The 19,011-nt window shown below is 55.3% G+C and carries 20 protein-coding genes; 2 read left to right on the top strand and 18 right to left on the bottom strand.

Translation table 11 applies throughout. From position 1 onward, the window contains the following. Positions 1 to 143: 143 nt before the first annotated feature. The 8 genes from DEU53_RS02590 to hinT form a co-directional block, all read right to left on the bottom strand. Positions 144 to 686, bottom strand: a complete 543-nt coding sequence (locus DEU53_RS02590; RefSeq protein WP_007885735.1) for a glycine zipper 2TM domain-containing protein — start codon at positions 684 to 686, stop codon at positions 144 to 146. A gap of 296 nt (positions 687 to 982) precedes the next feature. Further along, positions 983 to 2,287, bottom strand: coding sequence for an NAD(P)/FAD-dependent oxidoreductase (locus DEU53_RS02585; RefSeq protein ID WP_085982480.1), 1,305 nt, complete (start codon positions 2,285 to 2,287; stop codon positions 983 to 985). Between the two features lie 212 nt (positions 2,288 to 2,499). Further along, complete coding sequence (gene ycfP / locus DEU53_RS02580) at positions 2,500 to 3,042, bottom strand: alpha/beta hydrolase YcfP (RefSeq protein ID WP_110865937.1); 543 nt, start codon at positions 3,040 to 3,042, stop codon at positions 2,500 to 2,502. A 39-nt stretch (positions 3,043 to 3,081) separates the two neighbouring features. After that, complete coding sequence (nagZ, locus tag DEU53_RS02575; RefSeq protein ID WP_110865936.1) at positions 3,082 to 4,125, bottom strand: beta-N-acetylhexosaminidase; 1,044 nt, start codon at positions 4,123 to 4,125, stop codon at positions 3,082 to 3,084. Positions 4,126 to 4,140: 15 nt separating this feature from the next. Continuing rightward, positions 4,141 to 4,956 carry a thiamine kinase gene (gene thiK, locus DEU53_RS02570; protein ID WP_110865935.1) on the bottom strand — a complete coding sequence of 272 codons (816 nt, stop codon included), beginning with the start codon at positions 4,954 to 4,956 and terminating at the stop codon, positions 4,141 to 4,143. Then, on the bottom strand, positions 4,943 to 5,539 hold the full coding sequence (gene lpoB / locus DEU53_RS02565; RefSeq protein ID WP_101760823.1) for a penicillin-binding protein activator LpoB: 597 nt from the start codon (positions 5,537 to 5,539) through the stop codon (positions 4,943 to 4,945). Before lpoB ends, thiK begins: the two co-directional genes overlap by 14 nt. Before the next feature lie 10 nt (positions 5,540 to 5,549). Beyond that, the gene (locus DEU53_RS02560) at positions 5,550 to 5,915 is read right to left on the bottom strand and encodes a YcfL family protein (protein WP_110865934.1); all 366 of its coding nucleotides are present in this window, start codon (positions 5,913 to 5,915) and stop codon (positions 5,550 to 5,552) included. Between the two features lie 17 nt (positions 5,916 to 5,932). Then, positions 5,933 to 6,283: a purine nucleoside phosphoramidase gene (gene hinT / locus DEU53_RS02555; protein ID WP_101760825.1), complete on the bottom strand. Its 351-nt coding sequence runs from the start codon at positions 6,281 to 6,283 to the stop codon at positions 5,933 to 5,935. A 356-nt stretch (positions 6,284 to 6,639) separates the two neighbouring features. Here hinT and DEU53_RS02550 point away from each other — a divergent pair, with 356 nt between their 5' ends. After that, positions 6,640 to 8,244: an MFS transporter gene (locus DEU53_RS02550; RefSeq protein WP_110865933.1), complete on the top strand. Its 1,605-nt coding sequence runs from the start codon at positions 6,640 to 6,642 to the stop codon at positions 8,242 to 8,244. After that, positions 8,241 to 9,380: a glycoside hydrolase family 105 protein gene (locus DEU53_RS02545; RefSeq protein WP_110865932.1), complete on the top strand. Its 1,140-nt coding sequence runs from the start codon at positions 8,241 to 8,243 to the stop codon at positions 9,378 to 9,380. Before DEU53_RS02550 ends, DEU53_RS02545 begins: the two co-directional genes overlap by 4 nt. A gap of 181 nt (positions 9,381 to 9,561) precedes the next feature. On the opposite strand, the gene ptsG is transcribed toward DEU53_RS02545, so the two are convergent. The 10 genes from ptsG to fabD form a co-directional block, all read right to left on the bottom strand. Further along, on the bottom strand, positions 9,562 to 10,995 hold the full coding sequence (gene ptsG / locus DEU53_RS02540) for a PTS glucose transporter subunit IIBC (RefSeq protein WP_101760828.1): 1,434 nt from the start codon (positions 10,993 to 10,995) through the stop codon (positions 9,562 to 9,564). 285 nt (positions 10,996 to 11,280) lie between these two features. Beyond that, complete coding sequence (locus DEU53_RS02535; protein ID WP_101760829.1) at positions 11,281 to 12,072, bottom strand: metal-dependent hydrolase; 792 nt, start codon at positions 12,070 to 12,072, stop codon at positions 11,281 to 11,283. Between the two features lie 16 nt (positions 12,073 to 12,088). After that, positions 12,089 to 13,078, bottom strand: coding sequence for a DNA polymerase III subunit delta' (gene holB, locus DEU53_RS02530; RefSeq protein ID WP_110865931.1), 990 nt, complete (start codon positions 13,076 to 13,078; stop codon positions 12,089 to 12,091). Continuing rightward, positions 13,075 to 13,710 (bottom strand): dTMP kinase, encoded by a 636-nt coding sequence (gene tmk / locus DEU53_RS02525; protein WP_110865930.1) that lies wholly within the window; start codon positions 13,708 to 13,710, stop codon positions 13,075 to 13,077. Before tmk ends, holB begins: the two co-directional genes overlap by 4 nt. After that, the gene (mltG, locus tag DEU53_RS02520) at positions 13,700 to 14,719 is read right to left on the bottom strand and encodes an endolytic transglycosylase MltG (RefSeq protein ID WP_110865929.1); all 1,020 of its coding nucleotides are present in this window, start codon (positions 14,717 to 14,719) and stop codon (positions 13,700 to 13,702) included. The genes tmk and mltG overlap by 11 nt, the downstream gene beginning before the upstream one ends. Further along, entirely contained in the window at positions 14,716 to 15,528 is an 813-nt protein-coding gene (gene pabC, locus DEU53_RS02515) for an aminodeoxychorismate lyase (RefSeq protein WP_110865928.1), read from the bottom strand. The genes mltG and pabC overlap by 4 nt, the downstream gene beginning before the upstream one ends. Positions 15,529 to 15,604: 76 nt before the next feature. Further along, the gene (gene fabF, locus DEU53_RS02510) at positions 15,605 to 16,846 is read right to left on the bottom strand and encodes a beta-ketoacyl-ACP synthase II (protein WP_110865927.1); all 1,242 of its coding nucleotides are present in this window, start codon (positions 16,844 to 16,846) and stop codon (positions 15,605 to 15,607) included. Positions 16,847 to 16,932: 86 nt separating this feature from the next. After that, positions 16,933 to 17,169 (bottom strand): acyl carrier protein, encoded by a 237-nt coding sequence (gene acpP, locus DEU53_RS02505; protein ID WP_101760835.1) that lies wholly within the window; start codon positions 17,167 to 17,169, stop codon positions 16,933 to 16,935. 153 nt (positions 17,170 to 17,322) lie between these two features. Beyond that, on the bottom strand, positions 17,323 to 18,057 hold the full coding sequence (gene fabG / locus DEU53_RS02500; protein ID WP_007885776.1) for a 3-oxoacyl-ACP reductase FabG: 735 nt from the start codon (positions 18,055 to 18,057) through the stop codon (positions 17,323 to 17,325). 10 nt (positions 18,058 to 18,067) lie between these two features. Then, a complete protein-coding gene (fabD, locus tag DEU53_RS02495; protein ID WP_110865926.1) occupies positions 18,068 to 19,000 on the bottom strand; it encodes an ACP S-malonyltransferase in 933 nt (310 codons plus the stop codon). Between the last annotated feature and the right edge of the window lie 11 nt (positions 19,001 to 19,011).

Genomic DNA, 19,011 nt, shown 5'->3' with positions numbered 1-19,011 from the left:
GCGCGCCTTTGACTCCGTGCGCCATTGATGATGCGCAACAAATTGCGGCGCTACGAATCCGTGCGCGTTGAGGATCTCACACATAAAAAAAGCGCCTTGCGGCGCTTTTTTCGTTACTGCTGCTGTGATGCATCTTTGCCCAATTAGGCCTGATTTGAATTCAGGATCAGCTGACCATTACGGTCGAGCGGAATGCGGGTACCAGGGTCGTTTTCCATGCGGATTTTGCCCTGCTGGTCGCCTATTTTATAGGTCACGTCATAACCCAGCATTTTTTCCTGTTTGTCATATACCGTTTTGCAACGCTGCTCGTTGGTGGTGTACGTGTCGCGATCCTGCAACGCACCCTGCACCTGATTACCACCGTAACCGCCAGCTAACGCACCCGCTACCGTAGCCACATCGCGCCCGCGTCCACCACCAAACTGATGGCCCAACACGCCGCCGGCTACCGCGCCCAGCACCGAACCGGCAATGCGATTCTCATCCTGAACCGCACGACGATGGGTCAGCGTCACATTGCGACACTCCTGTCGCGGCTGCTTGATGCTCTCTTTAATCGGCGTCGCCGACAGGACTTGTGCAAACTGTGGGCCGCGATCGAAAACATCCATGCTGGCGACTGCGGCAACACCTAACGCTGCTGCCACGCCGATACCGATACCCGCTAACATTGATTTATTCACAGGAATATCCTCCTGAAGGTTGTTACCGCGCATTCCTGCCGCTACCAGATCCTGTGTAGCCGAGGCATAACCGGCGTGCGCGCCGCGCCGTGTTTGTTGGTGATAAGTTTTACAGATGGACCGTAATTGCAACATCAGATTAATGGAGGAAACGCAGCGGAAACCCATCAGGGCCAGCTTTTAGGAGAGTTCCGAGAGCGGATGAAATAGTGCCGTAACCTAAAGCTGAACGTGCAGTTTTCAGCGGGTTACGGCAGCTGGTGTGGCGTAGGGCGGCATTCACCGCCCGAAAATCATCAGTGCAGCTTGAGACGCGGACGCAGGACGCGGTTAAGACTGCCGACCAGCATCATAAGACCGGTCTTGAAGTATCCGTGGAGCGCAATCTGGTGCATACGATATAGAGAGATGTAGACAAAACGCGCAATGCGCCCTTCCACCATCATCGATCCGCGCATCAGGTTACCCATCAAACTGCCGACGGTGCTGAAGCGCGACAGCGACACCAGCGAACCGTGATCTTTATAAACATAGGCTTTCAACGGTTTGTCTTTACGCTGTGCAAGGATGTTCTCCAGCGCGCGCGACGCCATTTGATGCGCTGACTGCGCGCGCGGCGGTACAAATCCGCCCCCCGGCAGCGCACAGGAGGCGCAATCACCAATCGCGTAGATGTCGTCATCCAGCGTGGTTTGCAGCGTCTCTTTTACCACCAGCTGATTGATGCGGTTGGTTTCCAGACCGCCAATCTCTTTCAGGAAGTCTGGCGCCTTGATACCGGCCGCCCACACCATCAGATCGGCATCAATGAATTCGCCGCCTTTGGTATTCAAGCCGTTTTCGGTGGCGCTGGTGACCATGGTTTGCGTCAACACGCGTACGCCAAGTTTGGTCAGCTCCTGATGCGCCGCCGCCGAGATACGCGGTGGCAGCGCCGGCAGAATGCGTTCACCGGCTTCCACCAGCGTGACGTTCAGCGAGCTACTATCCAGACCTTTGTAGCCGTAGCTGTGCAGCTGTTTCACCGCGTTATACAGCTCTGCAGAGAGTTCCACGCCGGTGGCGCCGCCGCCGACAATGGCGATGTTGACTTTTTCCAGGCTGCCTTCGCTGGCCGAGAAACGCAAGAACAGGTTGAGCATTTCGTTGTGGAAACGACGCGCCTGATGCGGGTTGTCGAGGAAGATGCAGTGATCTTTTACGCCCGGCGTGCCGAAGTCGTTTGAGGTGCTGCCAAGCGCGATGACCAGGCGGTCGTAGGCCAGCTCACGCTGCGGCACTAACAGTGCCCCTTCCGCATCGCGGATTTCGGCCAGCTCAAGGGTTTTGTTTTCGCGGTTGATTTGCGTCAGCGATCCCAGCTGGAACTGGAAGCCGTGATTACGCGCGTGCGCCAGATAGCTCAGCGCATCGATCCCTTCGTCCATCGAACCGGTTGCCACTTCATGCAGCAGCGGTTTCCACAGATGACTGTGGTTACGATCGACCAGGATGATCTCGGCTTTCTTCTTGCGTCCCAGCTTGTGACCGAGCTGCGTTGCCAGCTCTAAGCCGCCAGCACCACCGCCGATGATAACGATTTTTTCCATAGATGTAGTCAACAAAGACCCCCTCAAAGTTGTAAACCAATAGTTAATTAATGGTTAATAAAAACCTTAATAAACATAGGGTTGGCGACGTTAAATCGCGAGCTGAGGGCAGAATATCACGGCGTCAGAGACATCACATAAGAAAATTGATGTACATCAATCTTTCAGCTGCATTATCAGAATGTTACACATTTTATGCGCCGCATCACACGGCGCGCGGACGGTCAGGCGAGGAGTTTGAAGGCTTTGATGCGCTGCAAATGCGGCGCGATGTTCTTGAATTTGTGGCTGGCTACGTCATCCCAGATAATTTCATAGAACGGCTGCAGGTACGTCGCGCTGCGCTGATTATCCAGCGCTTCATCTTGTCGAGACAAAATCGCCAGACACTTTTCGCGGTTCTTTTCGCGGAAATCGTTGACGCACTTAGTGGCGATATCGAGATACTCTTCCGGGCGATCGATTTTGCCTTCCATGTTCTCAAACGGGAACAGATTTGGATTGAAGATCACCTGACGCATGCCGCACAGGAAGCCAATGCGTTCGGCCCAATAACCCCCCAGCCCAACCCCGCAAATCAGCGGATGCGCATCGTCGCCCTGTTGCAGCAGCTTGTCGCACTCTTTCAGCAGAAATTGCATGTCGTGTTTGGGGTGGCGGGTGCTGTAGCTGACTAATCTGACGTCCGGGTCAATAAACTGCAGCTGCAGCACCTTTTCATGGTTGCCCGGACTGTTGGAATCAAAACCGTGCAGATAGATGATCATGATTATCCTCAGCGTGGAGTGAAATCCGGGCAGCGATGCTTATCTGCCCGAGGCTTTGTGCGCCAGCCAGCGCTCTTGCAACGCGCTTAACTGACGCTGATTTTGCCGCCAGCGCTCGCTTGCCAGCAGGCTTTGACGGGTAAAACGCCCTTGATGGTATAACTGCGTCACGCGCTCTGCCCCGATCGGCGTCAAGTTATCCAGCACGCTCACCGCGCCCGCGCGTTGATTGCACACCAGGATCATATCGCAACCGGCATTCAGCGACTGCTGCGCGCGTTCGGCGTAGCTGCCCATCACCGCGGCACCTTCCATCGACAGGTCGTCGGAGAAAATCACGCCGTTAAAGCTGAGCTCCTCGCGCAATACGGTTTGCAGCCAATACGGCGAACCGCTGGCAGGCAACGGATCCACCTCAGTATAGATAACGTGCGCCGGCATCACCGCATCAAGCAGCTGCTCGTCGATCAACTGCTTAAAGATCGCCATGTCATGCTGACGCAGCGTGGCGGCATCGCGGTTGTCGCGCGGCGTCTCTTTATGCGAATCGGCACTGACCGCACCGTGACCGGGGAAGTGTTTGCCGGTGGTTTTCATGCCGGCTTCATGCATGCCGTTGATAAAACGGCGCGCGACCTGTAGGGCGATGGCCGGATCTTCATGGAATGAACGATCGCCGATAGCCGCGCTGATGTGGCCAATATCGAGCACCGGCGCGAAACTGATGTCGATGTCCATGGCGATCATCTCCGACGCCATCTGCCAGCCCGCCTGCTGCGCCAGTTCACCGGCACTATTGAGATCGTGCAGCGCGGCGAACGATTGCATCGCCGGCAGCTGCGTGAAGCCGTCGCGGAAACGCTGCACGCGACCGCCTTCCTGATCCACCGCCACCACCAGACGATTGCGCGAAGCGGCGCGAATCTGGCGCACCAGCTCTGCCAACTGCTCGACATCGTGGAAGTTGCGGGCAAACAGAATCAGTCCGCCCACCAGCGGATGCTGCAGAATTTCGCGTTCTTCGGCGTCCAGCTCATAGCTTTCGACGTCGAGCATCAGCGGTCCGGGTGTGTTCATGGTCATGATTAAAATCCTGGGTTAAAGGTCGTGCCAGCTGGCCTGCGCCAGCTGCAGTAAGGTGTCATCCTGGCTCTGCTCGGCACGCAGCTGATACCAGCTGGCCATCAACAGCTGCAGCCACGGTTGCCAGCGCTGCATCTGGCATGCCAGTGCTGGCTCATCCAGTTGCGCGCGCGCGGCGTAATCAGCAATCCACGCGGAACGCGTATCGCCATCAACCGCACACACCGCCGCCAGCTCCAGCGCCACGTCACCGTCGGCGGCATACTCCCAGTCGATCAGGCGTAAACCTTCCGGCGTGGCAATCAGGTTGCCGGCGTGGACATCCATATGCAGCGGCGCCAGGCGCAGCGGCTGCGGTTCGCCCTGCTGTAATAAGCGTTGCAGACGACGCTGCCAGCGCCAGTGACGCTGCCGGCAAAGCTGCCAATAGCGCTGTAGCAGCGGCGCTAATCGTAAACGGTAGCCGGTGAGCGGCTGTTGGTGCAGACGCTGCAGCAGCGCCACAATCGCCTGCCGCTGCGCGTTAAACTGCGCGGAAGTGAGCACCTCGCCCGGCATCCAGCTTTGCAGCAGCCAGGGATGGCGCCACGCCAGCGGCTGCGGCCCCAGCTGTGCATGCCGCAGTTGCTGCAGAATGCGGTATTCGCGCTGGCGATCGACAAACGGGAGCGGCTGCGGCGGCGCACGTCTCGCCAGCAATTCGCCCTGCGGCATCTGCACGCGCACGCTTTGCCCGCTCAGTCCCGGCAGCGCGAAAAAATGACCGGCAGCTTGCGCCGTCGGCCATTGTTGCTGAAGCAGGTTTTGCAGCTGTGGATCAGGGTTGAGCAACACCGTTTCCTGACCAGATGATTTCACCGGTTTGTACCAGCATCAGCTGCATTTGCAGCGTCGGTGATTTCACATCGCCCTGCGCATTGCTGTAGAGCACATACTGCGCGTTAACGTTGCGCGCCAGGCCAATCGCTTTACTGCGCGAGTTGAGGCTGTCATCCGGCGACAAGCCCAGCGTTTGCTTGGCCTGCGCCAGCTGTTCTGGGGTGATCAGCGTGAACTTGCCGTTGTTGGCCAGCGCATTCTGAATCGCGTCGGTGGCTTTATCGGTTTGCAGCGCGCCATTAGTACTGTTCTTGATGCGATCCACCAGCAGCACGCTGCCCGGATTTACGCCTGAAGATTGCACCATCTTACCGACCAACGGCTGGACGCTGGCATCCCAGTTAATGGTTTTCAGCTTTGGTGGCTGCGGCACGGTTTGCGGCGGCGGCACTGGCTGCGGCGTAGGTTCAACCGGCTGAGTGGGCGTAGTCGGCTGCGTGGGTTCTACCGGTGCCGGCGTCTGTTGTTGCACCACACAACCGGTGAGCATTAGCGCAAATAACAACGCGCCCGAACGTTTTACACTGCGAATCACAGCTTACTCCTCAAAGATAAAGATAGAGACGCACCTTACTGGCGGTCGGATTGCCCATTTGTGAGGCCACTTCTACGCTGCCGTGTGCCGGAACGATTTGGCTTTGCGCCGGCTCTTCCGGCGTGATTTCCAATCCTTTGTCGTCGTACCAATAGAAACGATAGTGCACTTTCACTGGCGTTTCACGCTGGTTGTACAACATGCTCATGGCACGCTGCTGACCATCTTGTTCGGTCAACTTCGGATCATCGGTAATAATGCCCGCGGATAACACCGCCGATTCCATCACCAGCGACTGCGAGGTATTAATCATCGGCTTATCGCTGCTGCAACCTGCAAGGGTCAGCAACAGCAAGCCACTCAGCCATTGACGCATCACGTTGTCCGCCTGAGTTAGCTGGCCAGCATCGGGCCCAGCGGCTGACCGCCAACCAAATGCATATGGATGTGGTAAACCTCCTGACCGCCATGGCTGTTGCAGTTGATGATCAGACGATAGCCATCTTCGGCAATGCCTTCATCACGGGCAATTTTGGCGGCTACGGTGATCATCCGGCCCAGCGCCTGCTCGTGTGCGGGCTGCGCATCGTTGGCGGTGGGAATCAATACATTGGGGATGATCAAGATATGGGTAGGCGCTTTGGGCGCGATATCACGGAAGGCGGTGACCAGTTCGTCCTGATAAACCACGTCGGCGGGGATCTCGCGACGGATGATTTTACTGAAAATGGTTTCTTCAGCCATGGTGCATTTCCTTAAGCCTGAGTTCAGTCAGGCAGTATGCGTGAGGAATTCCATTTCTTTCAACCTCAGGACCACAATTCCTGCATTAAATGGCTGCCTTTAAGCCGTTTTCTCACTTCGCCACGCATTGTGCTGCAGCTCGCATTTCTAACCTCTCATTAACCAAAAAAATGAAACGCTGTTTTATAAATTAGAGATATCACGCCATTTTCTTTGTGATTTTGCCACTCACCTGCAGGTCATTGCGAAATCACGAAGGTTTGCCAGCTTAAGCCGCTCTACTTTCAATCCAATCCGCGCAAGTTGTACGGAGTGATGAGGGATGTGTTTACCGACTAATTCAAGGAGAACCTGCCATGCGCTCTCGTAAGATTGGCCTGGGCCATTATCTGGCCTATGGGTCCGGGGATTTCCTCGGTGCAGGCACCACGGCGCTAACCGCCGCCTGGCTGCTCTACTTTTACACCACCTTTTGTGGGCTCTCGCCGATTCAGGCGACCTTCATTTTCGCCGCCGCCCGCGTACTGGATGCGGTGGTGAGCCCGCTGATGGGTTTCCTGACCGATAACTTCGGTTCAACCTGGCTCGGCAAGCGCTTTGGCCGCCGCAAATTTTTTATCCTGCTCGGTATTCCGTGCGTGTTCAGCTACAGCCTGATGTGGGTTGGCGACATGAGTTTTTGGTGGTATCTGCTGACTTATCTGCTGTTCGATATGGTCTACACCATGATTCTGGTGCCTTACGAAACGCTGGTGCCGGAGATGACCGATGATTTCAAACAGAAAACCCGCTTCTCTGGCGCGCGTATTGGCCTGGCGCAGCTGTCGGCCATTCTGGCAGCGTTCCTGCCGGGCATGCTGATTGGCTGGTTTGGCAAAGAGAATCCGATCTCCTTCTTCTACGCCAGCCTGGTGTTCTCGGTGATTTGTGCGCTGGTGTTAACGTTGGTGTGGCTGTTTACCTGGGAACGCGATCCCGACGATTTCTCTGCCGAATCGCGCCGCGCAGAGCAGGAAAAATCACAGCTGACCTTGCTACAGAGCCTGAAGCGCCTCTACACCGAGCTGGCCTCAACGCTGCGCATTCGTATTTTCCGCCAGCATCTAGGCATGTATCTCGGCGGCTATATCGCGCAGGACGTGTTTAACGCGGTGTTCACCTGGTATGTGGTATTTGTGCTGATGCAAAGCGCGCAGATCGCCTCCAACCTGATGGGCACCATGGCGGTGATGCAGTTTATTGCGGTGATGGCGATGATTCCGCTGTGTATCCGCCTTGGACCTGCGCCTGCGTATCGTATGGTGGTGGTGCTGTTTGGGCTTAGCGCCCTCTCCTACGCCGGATTGTGGTACACCGGCATGAACGACAACTTCGCTCTGCTGGTACTAATTTCCGGTCTTGCCGGTCTTGGTCGCGGCGGCATCAACTATGTGCCGTGGAATACTTACACCTATATCGCTGACGTCGATGAAGTGATTACCGGCCAGCGTCGCGAAGGCATTTTTGCCGGCATCATGACGCTGACGCGCAAAGCCTCGCAAGCGGGTGCGGTGATGTTCGTCGGTATCGTGTTGCAGCTGGCGGGCTTCTCTTCCGGCCAGGCCACGCAGGTGCCGGCTGTCGGCCATACCATTCTGGCGATCCTCAGCGTGGGCACGCTCTGTGTGCTGGCCTGCGGCTTCATTATTTCACTGCGCTTTAAACTCAATCTGCAAACCCACACCGTGCTGCGCGAAGAGACGTTGAAAATGCGCGAAGCCGGACGCGTGGTGCCAGAGCGTATTTCGCCACAGGCGCGTGAAGTGGTCGAAATGCTGGCGGGCATGCCGTATGAAAATCTGTGGGGCAATAACAACGTCGGATATCTCAACCGTCATAAGGCGGCCGCACCGCCGCTGCCGAGGCAGCCACGATCTTTACCTTCTCTCTCTACCCTGATTAACGATAGGAATGAACCATGACTGTATTTCCTGTAAAGCACAGCGCGTTACTGCGCCAGCCTGAATATCTGTTGCCACGCACTGAGCTGGTGCAATTGATTCAGCGGCTAACCCATAATCTGGTGAATATTACCGATCACAGCGGCGAGTTTTTGCTGCGCCTCGATGATGGCCGCGTGATCGATACCAAAGGCTGGGCCGGTTGGGAGTGGACGCACGGCATCGGTCTGTACGGCATGCTGCACTACTATCAGCAAACCGGCGATCAAGCGACGCTGAAGATTATCGATGACTGGTTCAGCACGCGCCTGGCGGAAGGTACGCCAACCAAGAACGTCAATACCGTCTGCCCGTTCCTGACGCTGGCATATCGCTATGAAGAGACGCGCAATGCCGCGTGGCGACCGGTGCTGGAGCGTTGGGCTGAATGGGTGATGTATGAGATGCCACGCACCGAGCAAGGCGGCTTGCAGCACATCGTCTACAACAACGAAAATACCCAGCAGCTGTGGGATGACACCTTAATGATGAGCGTGATGGCGCTGGCGAAGATTGGCCAGCTGCTGGATCGTCCTGAGTTTGTCGAAGAAGCCAGTTATCAGTTCCTGATTCATACCCAATATTTGATGGATCGCCAAACCGGTTTGTGGTTCCACGGCTGGACGTTTGGGGGGCGGCACAATTTTGCCAACGCACGTTGGGCGCGCGGCAATAGCTGGCTGACTATCGTTATTCCTGATTTCCTCGAGATGATGAACTGGCCGGAACAGCACGCCACGCGGCGTTTCCTGCAGCAGGTGCTGGAGAGTCAGGTGAAGGCGCTGAGCGCCTGTCAGCATAGCAGCGGTTTGTGGCACACCTTGCTCGACGATCCCAACAGTTACCCGGAAGCCTCCGCCACCGCCGGTTTCGCCTATGGCATTCTTAAAGCGGTGCGTAAACATTATCTTTCGCCCGAGTATTTGCCGCTGGCGGAGAAAGCGTTGCGCGGCGTGATCGGCAATATTGATGAAGATGGGGAATTGAAGCAGGTGTCGTTCGGAACAGCGATGGGCAGCGATCTCGAGTATTACCGCCAAATCCCGCTCACCTCAATGCCGTATGGTCAGGCCATGGCGCTGCTGTGTTTGACGGAGTATTTGCGGGTTTATCTGTAAATAAAAAAATGCCCTCATTTGAGGGCATTTTTACGCACAGTAAGTAATGTGCGTTGAAGCGGCGGCAGAGGAGTAAAGCGTCCCAAGCCATGGATGGCTTGGGCCGAGCCCCAGGGAAGGTTTATGGCGTCTTTACGATCTGACGCCGCTTCATCGCACCAGCTCTGCCCGCCTTTTTCCGTTACATGCTGCGGATATAATCATCCATTTCGGTTTTCAGGTTATCGGACTTGGTGCCGAAAATCGCCTGAACGCCTGAACCTGCTACCACCACACCACGTGCGCCGAGGCTTTTCAGTTCAGCCTGATCAACCTTGCCGACATCCGCCACGCTGACACGCAGACGCGTGATACAGGCATCAAGGTTAGTGATGTTCTCTTTACCACCAAACGCGGTAACCAGTTTACCCGCCATTTCGCTGCCGGTTGCGCTGCTCTGCTCCATCGCGGTCTCCTCACGGCCAGGGGTTTTCAGATTCAGTTTCACAATCAGGAAACGGAATACGGTGTAGTAAATCAGGCCGTAGATGATACCCACTATCGGGAACAACCAGATTTTGCTGCTGTTACCGCTCAGCACGATAAAGTCGATCAAACCGTGTGAGAAGCTGGTGCCATCACGCATCCCCAGCAGAATACAGATTGGGAAGGCCAGACCTGCCAGAATCGCGTGGATCACATACAGAATCGGCGCCACGAACATGAAGGCAAACTCGATTGGCTCGGTGATACCGGTCAGAAACGAGGTCAATGCGGCGGAGATCATAATACCGCCCACTTTGGCGCGGTTTTCTGGTTTAGCTGTATGCCAAATCGCAATCGCTGCCGCTGGCAAACCGTACATTTTGAACAGGAAGCCGCCAGACAATTTACCTGCGGTTGGGTCGCCTGCCATGTAACGTGGGATATCACCGTGGAATACCTGACCTGCGGCATTGGTGAACTCACCAATTTGCATCTGGAAAGGGACGTTCCAGATATGGTGCAGACCAAACGGCACCAGCGAACGCTCAATTAGACCGTACAGTCCAAAGGCGACGACTGGGTTTTGATAGGCTGCCCATTGTGAGAATTCCTGAATCGCCGTACCGATTGGCGGCCAAATGAATGACAGCACCACACCGGTGAAAATCGCCGCCAGACCGGAGATGATCGGCACAAAGCGCTTGCCGGCAAAAAAGCCGAGATACTCAGGCAGTTTGATGCGATAGAAGCGGTTAAACATATACGCCGCGATGGAACCGGCGATGATTCCGCCGAGCACACCGGTATCTGCAAGATGCTTAGCCTCAATTTCTCCGGCAGGCATATGCAGCACCAGCGGTGCAACCACCGCCATGGTTTTCACCATGATGCCGTAGGCAACCACGGCCGCCAGCGCGGAAACGCCGTCGTTATTGGTAAAGCCAAGCGCCACACCGATCGCAAAGATCAGCGGCATATTGGCAAATACCGAACCACCCGCTTCGGCCATGACGTGGGAAACCACTTCCGGCAGCCAGCTGAAGTTTGCAGAACCAACACCTAACAAAATACCGGCAATCGGCAGAACCGATACCGGCAACATCAGCGATTTACCTACTTTCTGCAGGTTCGCAAATGCGTTCTTGAACATAGAAACTCCTGAGTATGAGTGCAATTTTTTGCGCAGTGCGCATGGCTTAGGGGGAGGATCCTTCGCCGGGGTGACGCTGAGCGTCTTTTGATTTATTACGAAGAGTAAAATAAATCGCTAATTGTTAAATTGACGGCCATCACATTTCGCTAAGGAGGCCCCTTTCCTTTCAGTCATTTCTTACTGACTTGCGCTAATAAACAGCAATAAATCACTGCCTGCGTCCCGTAAGACGCAGTGCAGTTGAATGATTTCTGATTAATTACAGCATTTGAAATAAAGCGTTTAGCCGCCGAGGCGACTCATCGGGATGTGGAACAGGCGGGAGAAATTTTCGGTGGTAGTAGCGGCGAGGGTTTCGATATCAACGCCTTTTAACACCGCCATGTAATCCGCCACATCACGCGTAAACGCCGGCTGATTCTCTTTACCACGGTGCGGTACCGGCGCCAGATACGGCGAATCGGTTTCCACCAGCATACGATCAAGCGGCACGTAGCGCGCCGCATCGCGGATCTGTTCGGCGTTGCGGAAGGTCAGAATGCCGGAGAAAGAGATGTAAAAACCGAGATCGAGCAATTTGGCGGCGGTCTCTTTATCTTCGGTAAAACAGTGCAGCACGCCGCCGCACTTCTCTACCTGCTCTTCGCGCAGAATCGCCAGCGTGTCTTCACGCGCATCACGCGTGTGCACGATGATCGGTTTATTCAGCGCAATGCCGGTACGAATGTGCTCACGAAACGAAGCTTGTTGCTGCGCTTTGGTTTCCTGCTGATAGAAATAGTCCAGCCCGGTTTCACCCAGCGCGACCACGCGATCCTCTGCGGCCAGACGGCGGAACTCTTCGACGTCGTACGGCGCTTCCTGATTAAGCGGATGGACACCACAGGCCAGCGCGACGTTTTCACGATCGCCCACCAGCTGTTTAATTTTGTAGTAATCCGGCAAGGTGGTGGCAATCGCCAGCATAAACTTCACATCGCGCGCTGCCGCTTTGGCGATGACATCATCCAGATCGCGATGGTGCTTTTCATAATCGAGGCCATCGAGATGGCAGTGGGAATCGACAATAAACATAGAGCTCTCTTTTCGCTTAGCCGACCGTTGCCGGAGCCAGTAAACGTCCCCAGGCGAGTAAACGATCGGTCAACATTAATTCTCGATTGAGTGCGGCGACATGCAACAGCTGTTCGCGACACTGCATCCATTGCTGCGCGCTGCTGTTGAGCGCACTGCTATTCATTCTTTGCGCCAACTGCGTGACCACATCCGGATGATCACCGTTGCTCAGCCACTGACTTGCGCCCTGCTGCACTTTCATCGCATCCACCAGCAGTGAAATCAGCCAGCTGAGACGTACGGCCACATCTTCGCTGTTTAGCGCGGGTAACAGCTGCAGCACATCGCCGTTGAGCGCTTTAATCAGCGTTTCACACAACGTTTCACGCGCCTGCCAGCGCTCGGGCTGCAACAGCGTCAAGGCGGCGGCAGGTGCGCCATTACTCAAACGCAAGGCAGCGCGCAGCTTCTCTTCCGGCTGCGGTTGCTGTTTCTGCAGCCATTGCAGGCTATGCGCCTCTTCCGGCGGCGACAGATGCCACGTCATGCAGCGACTGCGCAACGTAGGCAGCAGGCGTGAAGGTTCGCGCACGCTGAGGAAAAACCAGCAATTGGCCGGTGGTTCTTCCAGCGTTTTCAATAATGCGTTGGCGGCGGCTTCCGTCAGCTGCGCAGCATCGGGCAACCAAACGATTTTTGCGCCGCCCTGCTGGGCAAAGTGATACAGCTTTTCAGTGACGTCGCGCACCGCATCAATACCGAGCGAAGATTTCCCCTTTTCGGCTTCCAGGCGATACCAATCGGGATGCGTGTGCGCCTGCATTAACTGGCAGCCGTGGCAATGGCCGCAACTTTTCAATCCTTCCGGCTGTAAACACATCAACCAACGGCTCACGCCCCAGATCAGCGCATCGTCACCCATGCCTGCAATGGCTTGTACCAACAGCGCGTGATGCGCCTGGCCGCTTTGATGGCGGGCGATGATTTGTCGATAAGGCTGATTCAACCACGGATACCAATTCATGCGGATTGGCCTGCCAGCCAGCTACGCAAGGTGCGTTGAAGTGACGATGTCACGTTTGCAATGTTTTGCCCCGCATCAATGGTGAGTATCGATGGATCCTGAGCAGCTAAGGCCAGATAGCGTTCACGCGTGCGCTCGAAGAAGCGCAATGATTCCTGCTCAATGCGATCCAGCTCACCGCGTGCGCGGGCGCGCTGCAATCCAATTTCTGGCGTGACGTCGAGATAGAGTGTGAGATCGGGACGGAAATCGCCCAGCACCGCATCACGCAGCGTGGTCATCAGTTGCGCATCCAGTCCGCGTCCGCCGCCCTGATAGGCTTGGGAAGAGAGATCGTGGCGATCGCCCACCACCCAGGCACCGCGTGCCAGCGCCGGTTTGATGACGTTCTCTACCAGCTGCACGCGTGCCGCGTACAGCATCAGCAGCTCGGCTTTATCGGTCACCTGCTCGCCGTCTATGCCCTGCTTGACCAATATACGCAATTGTTCCGCCAGCGGCGTACCGCCGGGCTCGCGCGTGAAGACGACATCATTAATGCCGTGCTCATGCAGCACGGCAACCAGCGCATCGCGTGCGGTGGTTTTGCCTGCACCTTCCAGGCCTTCAATGACGATAAACTTACTTTTCATTTTTTTCCTTCATTGCCAGCCGGTAAACCTGCACCGCTTTGTTGTGGCTGGCCAGATTGGTGGTAAAGGTGTGTCCACCTTTGCCATCCGCGACAAAATAGAGGTAATTGGTTTTTTCCGGATGCGCAGCCGCTTCCAGTGAAGCACGGCCCGGCATCGCGATCGGCCCCGGCGGTAAACCGCTAATGGTGTAAGTGTTATAGTCGGTCGGCGTTTCCAGATTTTTACGCGTTAGCGTGCCGGTGTAGCTGTCGCCCATGCCGTAAATCACCGTGGGATCGGTCTGCAGCTTCATTCCGGTCCGCAGTCGATTGATGAACACCGACGCCACGCGCGCGCGCTCTTCGCTCACGCCGGTCTCTTTCTCAATGATCGACGCCATGGTGACCATGTCCTGCTCTTTCTTATAAGGCAGATTTTCCATACGTCCCTGCCAAATCTCATCAACCAATTTGTTCATGCGCGCGTGGGCACGCTCCAGCAGCGCCACATCGCTGGTATTGGCGGTATAGAGATAGGTATCCGGATAGAAACTGCCTTCGAGCTGGCTAACATCAAGCTTAAGCGCGGCGGCAACGGTGGCAAATTGATCGTCGCTCAGCGTGTGTTTCAGGTATGGCGCTTTGCGCAGCTCGGCTAACCACTCGGTAAGACGCGAACCTTCAATAAAACGCACCGGGAACTGCGCTTCTTTACCGCTGGCCAACAGTTGCAGTAGCTGGCGCACCGTCATGCCGGTTTCCAGGCGATAGGTACCGGCTTTAAAACGTGCCAGTTCCGGTTCCAGTTTCAGCAGCGGCCCAAACCAGATACTTTGCGGAATGATCTTCTGACTTTCCAGTTGCGCTTCCAGTACCACGCGACCGCTGCCAGCGGGCAAGGTGTAAATGGTTTCTTGCTGCAGTGTTAAGGGCGTATCAGCTAAACGTTCAATCTGCCAATAGCCAAAGGCGGCGGTGAGTCCTGCGACAATTACAACGCCTGCGAGAATTTTTTTCATTCGAGTCATGATACTTCCATCGTCGGGCAACTGGCGCGCAGTTGCTGATACAGCGAGCGTGCGGTAAATGAAACGTCGTCAATTTGTCGCACGGGTAAAACGGGCATCAGGGCGTTACATATCACCACTTCATCGGCGTTCAATACGTCGTCCCTGCTGCCATTAATCAGCTGACAAGTCTGGCCATTTGCGGCCATCTGCGCCATCAGATAACGACGCATAATGCCATCCACGCCAGCCTGCTCAAGCTGCGGCGTAAAAACATTGTCGCCCTTACGCCAGAACAAATTGGCCGCACAGCATTCCACCACCGTCCCGCCAGTGTCAAGCACCAGCGCCTCGTCACCGCCCGTCTGGTCAAGATGCTGGCGAATCAGCACTTGCTCAAGGCGATTTAGGTGTTTTACGCCGGCCATCAACGGATTGCGCGCCAGACGTATTGGGCTGGTGTGGAGCACAGCGCCCTGCTGTTGCAACGTGGCGTAATGCTGCGGCCACGGCGAGAGCGAAAGAATGCGCGTAGGTGAGTGGCAGCCTGCGCGGCTGTAACCGCGTCCGCCTGCGCCCGGCGTCACGATCACCTTCAGCACCGCCTGTGTTTGTCCCCTAGCAGCATTATGCATTTCTGTAGCGAGCTGGACTAAATCCGGCACATCCATCATTAGCCTTGCACAGCCCTCTTTGAGCCGCTGCAGATGCGCATCCAGCATCACAACATGGCCGTTAATCACCGCGGCGGTGGTAAAGCAGCCATCACCAAATTGCACTGCGCGATCGCGTGCTGAAAGCTCGGTTTGCGGTATGCCGTTTATCCACATGCTGGCCGCCTTGATTAGCCCGGTAGAAAATATAAAAAAGGCCCGCATTGCGGGCCTCTGTATGGCTGAGGAGCGATTAAACCTTGCGGAAGATCAGCGAGCCGTTAGTGCCGCCAAATCCGAAGGAGTTACACAAGGTGTACTCCAGTCCGCTGACCTGGCGCGCCGTATGCGGCACGAAGTCCAGATCGCAACCTTCGTCAGGATTGTCGAGGTTGATGGTCGGTGGAATCGCCTGGTCGCGCAGCGCCAGAATCGAATAAATCGCTTCTACTGCGCCCGCCGCACCCAACAGGTGGCCAGTCATGGACTTGGTAGAGCTGACCATCACACTGTGGGCTGCCGCACCAAACACCGATTTCACCGCCTGCGCTTCCGCTTTGTCACCGGCTGGCGTCGAGGTGCCATGCGCGTTGACATAACCGATCTGCTCAGCGTTCAGCTGCGAGTCACGAAGCGCGTTAACCATCGCCGCGGCTGCACCTGAACCGTCTTCCGGAGGTGACGTCATGTGGTAAGCATCGCTGCTCATGCCGAAACCAATGATCTCAGCATAAATCTTCGCACCACGTTTCTTAGCGTGTTCGTACTCTTCCAGTACGACAATGCCAGCACCGTCACCCAACACGAAACCGTCACGATCTTTATCCCACGGACGGCTTGCCGCCTGAGGATTGTCATTACGCGTGGAGAGCGCACGAGCAGCACCAAAACCACCGACACCAAGTGGCGTACTGGCTTTCTCCGCACCACCGGCCAACATCACATCAGCATCGTTATACGCAATGATACGCGCTGCATGACCAATGTTGTGCACACCAGACGTACAGGCAGTTGCGATAGAGATGCTTGGACCTTTCAGGCCGTACATGATGGTGAGATGACCAGCAACCATGTTGACGATGGTTGAAGGCACGAAGAATGGGCTGATTTTGCGCGGTCCACCGTTGACCAGCGAGCTGTGGTTATCTTCGATTAAACCCAGTCCGCCAATACCAGAACCGATTGCCGCACCAATGCGACCAGCATTCTCATCGGTTACGACCAGACCGGAGTCTGCCATAGCCTGAATACCAGCAACGATGCCGTATTGGATGAAGTCATCCATCTTGCGCTGATCTTTGCGCGAGATGAAATCATCGCAATTAAAATCTCTTACTAAGCCCGCAAAACGCGTTGCGTAGGCACTAGTATCAAAATGGTCGATCAGGCTAATGCCGCTCTGACCGGCAAGGAGAGCACTCCAGGTAGACTCTACGGTATTGCCGACAGGAGACAACATGCCAAGACCAGTCACAACTACACGACGCTTAGACACGCACGTCCTCCAGGGAGGGAAAAAATAACGCTATGTGGGGCAAACATAAAACTCAGGCGGTCGAGGTGACCGCCTGAAGATATTCATTAACCTTGATGGCTAGTGATGTAGTCGATCGCTGCCTGAACGGTAGTGATTTTCTCAGCTTCTTCGTCTGGAATTTCAGTATCAAACTCTTCTTCCAGAGCCATTACCAGCTCAACGGTGTCAAGAGAATCTGCACCAAGGTCTTCAACGAAAGAAGCAGTGTTAATCACTTCGTCTTCTTTAACACCCAGCTGCTCAGCTACGATTTTCTTAACGCGTTGTTCGATATCGCTCATACTATTTAATTTCCTATCAAAACTCGCTTTCGCGATGGTTTTCGTAGTGTATAAAATGTTGAAAAAGATGCAACAAAATCCCGGCTGGTCGAACCACGATTTTGCGTTATTCTGCGGTGTTTACCGTAGATAAAGCAAATGTTTTCGTGATTATCAGACCATGTACATGCCGCCATTGACATGAAGCGTTTCACCCGTGATATAGGCTGCTTCGTCAGAGGCTAAGAATGCAACAGCATTGGCAATCTCCTGCGGGTCACCTAAACGACCTGCGGGAACTTCTGCCAAAATACCCGAACGTTGATCTTCGTTCAGTGCACGCGTCATGTCCGTCTCGATAAAGCCCGGAGCCACGACGTTTACAGTAATGCCACGTGACGCAATTTCTCGCGCCAGTGATTTGCTAAAGCCAATCAAACCTGCTTTTGCAGCCGCATAGTTTGCCTGACCCGCGTTACCCATGGTCCCAACTACAGAACCGATGGTAATGATACGGCCCACGCGTTTTTTCATCATGGCACGCATAACCGCCTTAGAAAGACGGAAGACAGATGTCAGGTTGGTATCAAGGATATCCGCCCACTCATCGTCTTTCATGCGCATCAACAGATTGTCACGCGTAATGCCTGCATTATTGACTAAAATGTCCACTTCGCCAAATTCGGCGCGAACTTGTTCGAGGACGCTCTCAATTGAGGCGGCATCAGTAACGTTCAGCAGCAGGCCTTTGCCCTTGTCGCCGAGGTAAGCACTGATTGCTTCCGCACCGCTTGCACTGGTGGCGGTTCCCACCACTTTGGCACCGCGCGCAGCCAGCGTTTCCGCAATGGCGCGACCAATTCCACGGCTTGCACCGGTAACCAGCGCTACTTTACCTTCAAAGCTCATGTTTTTCCTCTTATTCCTGGGTAAGTGCAGCGCTCAGTGAAGCAGAATCGTTCACCGCAGCGGCACTCAGGCTATCCACAATACGTTTGGTCAGACCGGTCAGAACTTTACCTGGACCGACTTCCAGCAGCTGCTCAACGCCCTGCGCAGCAATAAATTCGACCGATTCGGTCCAGCGCACGGGGCTATACAGCTGACGGACCAGCGCACTTCGAATCGCAGCACCTTCAGTTTCACACTTCACGTCGACGTTATTCACCACCGGCACCGAAGGCGCACTAAAGGTGATCGCTTCGAGCGCTACTGCCAGCTTATCGGCAGCAGGTTTCATCAACGCACAGTGCGATGGCACGCTGACTGGCAGCGGCAATGCACGTTTGGCACCGGCAGCTTTACAGGCTGCACCCGCACGTTCAACCGCTTCTTTGTTGCCCGCGATAACCACCTGGCCCGGCGAGTTGAAGTTAACCGGTGAAACCACCTGGCCTTGAGCGCTCTCTTCACAGGCTTTACGGATGGATGCATCATCCAAGCCGATAATCGCCTGCATAGCGCCAGTACCTTCCGGTACCGCTTCCTGCATCAGTTTGCCGCGCAGCTCAACCAATTTAATGGCGTCAGCGAAATTCAGCACACCGGCACAAACCAGCGCCGAGTATTCACCAAGGCTGTGACCGGCCATCATGCTTGGCTGCACCGCATTTTTGCTCTGCAATACGCGATAGATGGCAACAGAAGCCGCCAGCAGCGCAGGCTGTGTCTGCCAGGTTTTATTCAATTCTTCAGCTGGTCCCTGCTGGACCAGCTGCCATAAGTCATAACCCAGTGCGTCAGAAGCTTCACGGAAAGTGGCTTCAACCTGCGGGTTTTCAGCGGCCAGCTCGGCTAACATGCCGACGGTCTGCGATCCCTGTCCTGGGAAAACATAAGCAAATTGCGTCATCTTTCGTTCCT

Origin of the sequence: Pantoea sp. AG1095 (assembly GCF_003208415.1) — a bacterium.
Taxonomy (GTDB): Bacteria; Pseudomonadota; Gammaproteobacteria; order Enterobacterales; family Enterobacteriaceae; genus Pantoea; species Pantoea leporis.
Note: the sequence above shows the minus strand (reverse complement) of the source record. Positions and strands in the feature narration are given on the sequence as shown.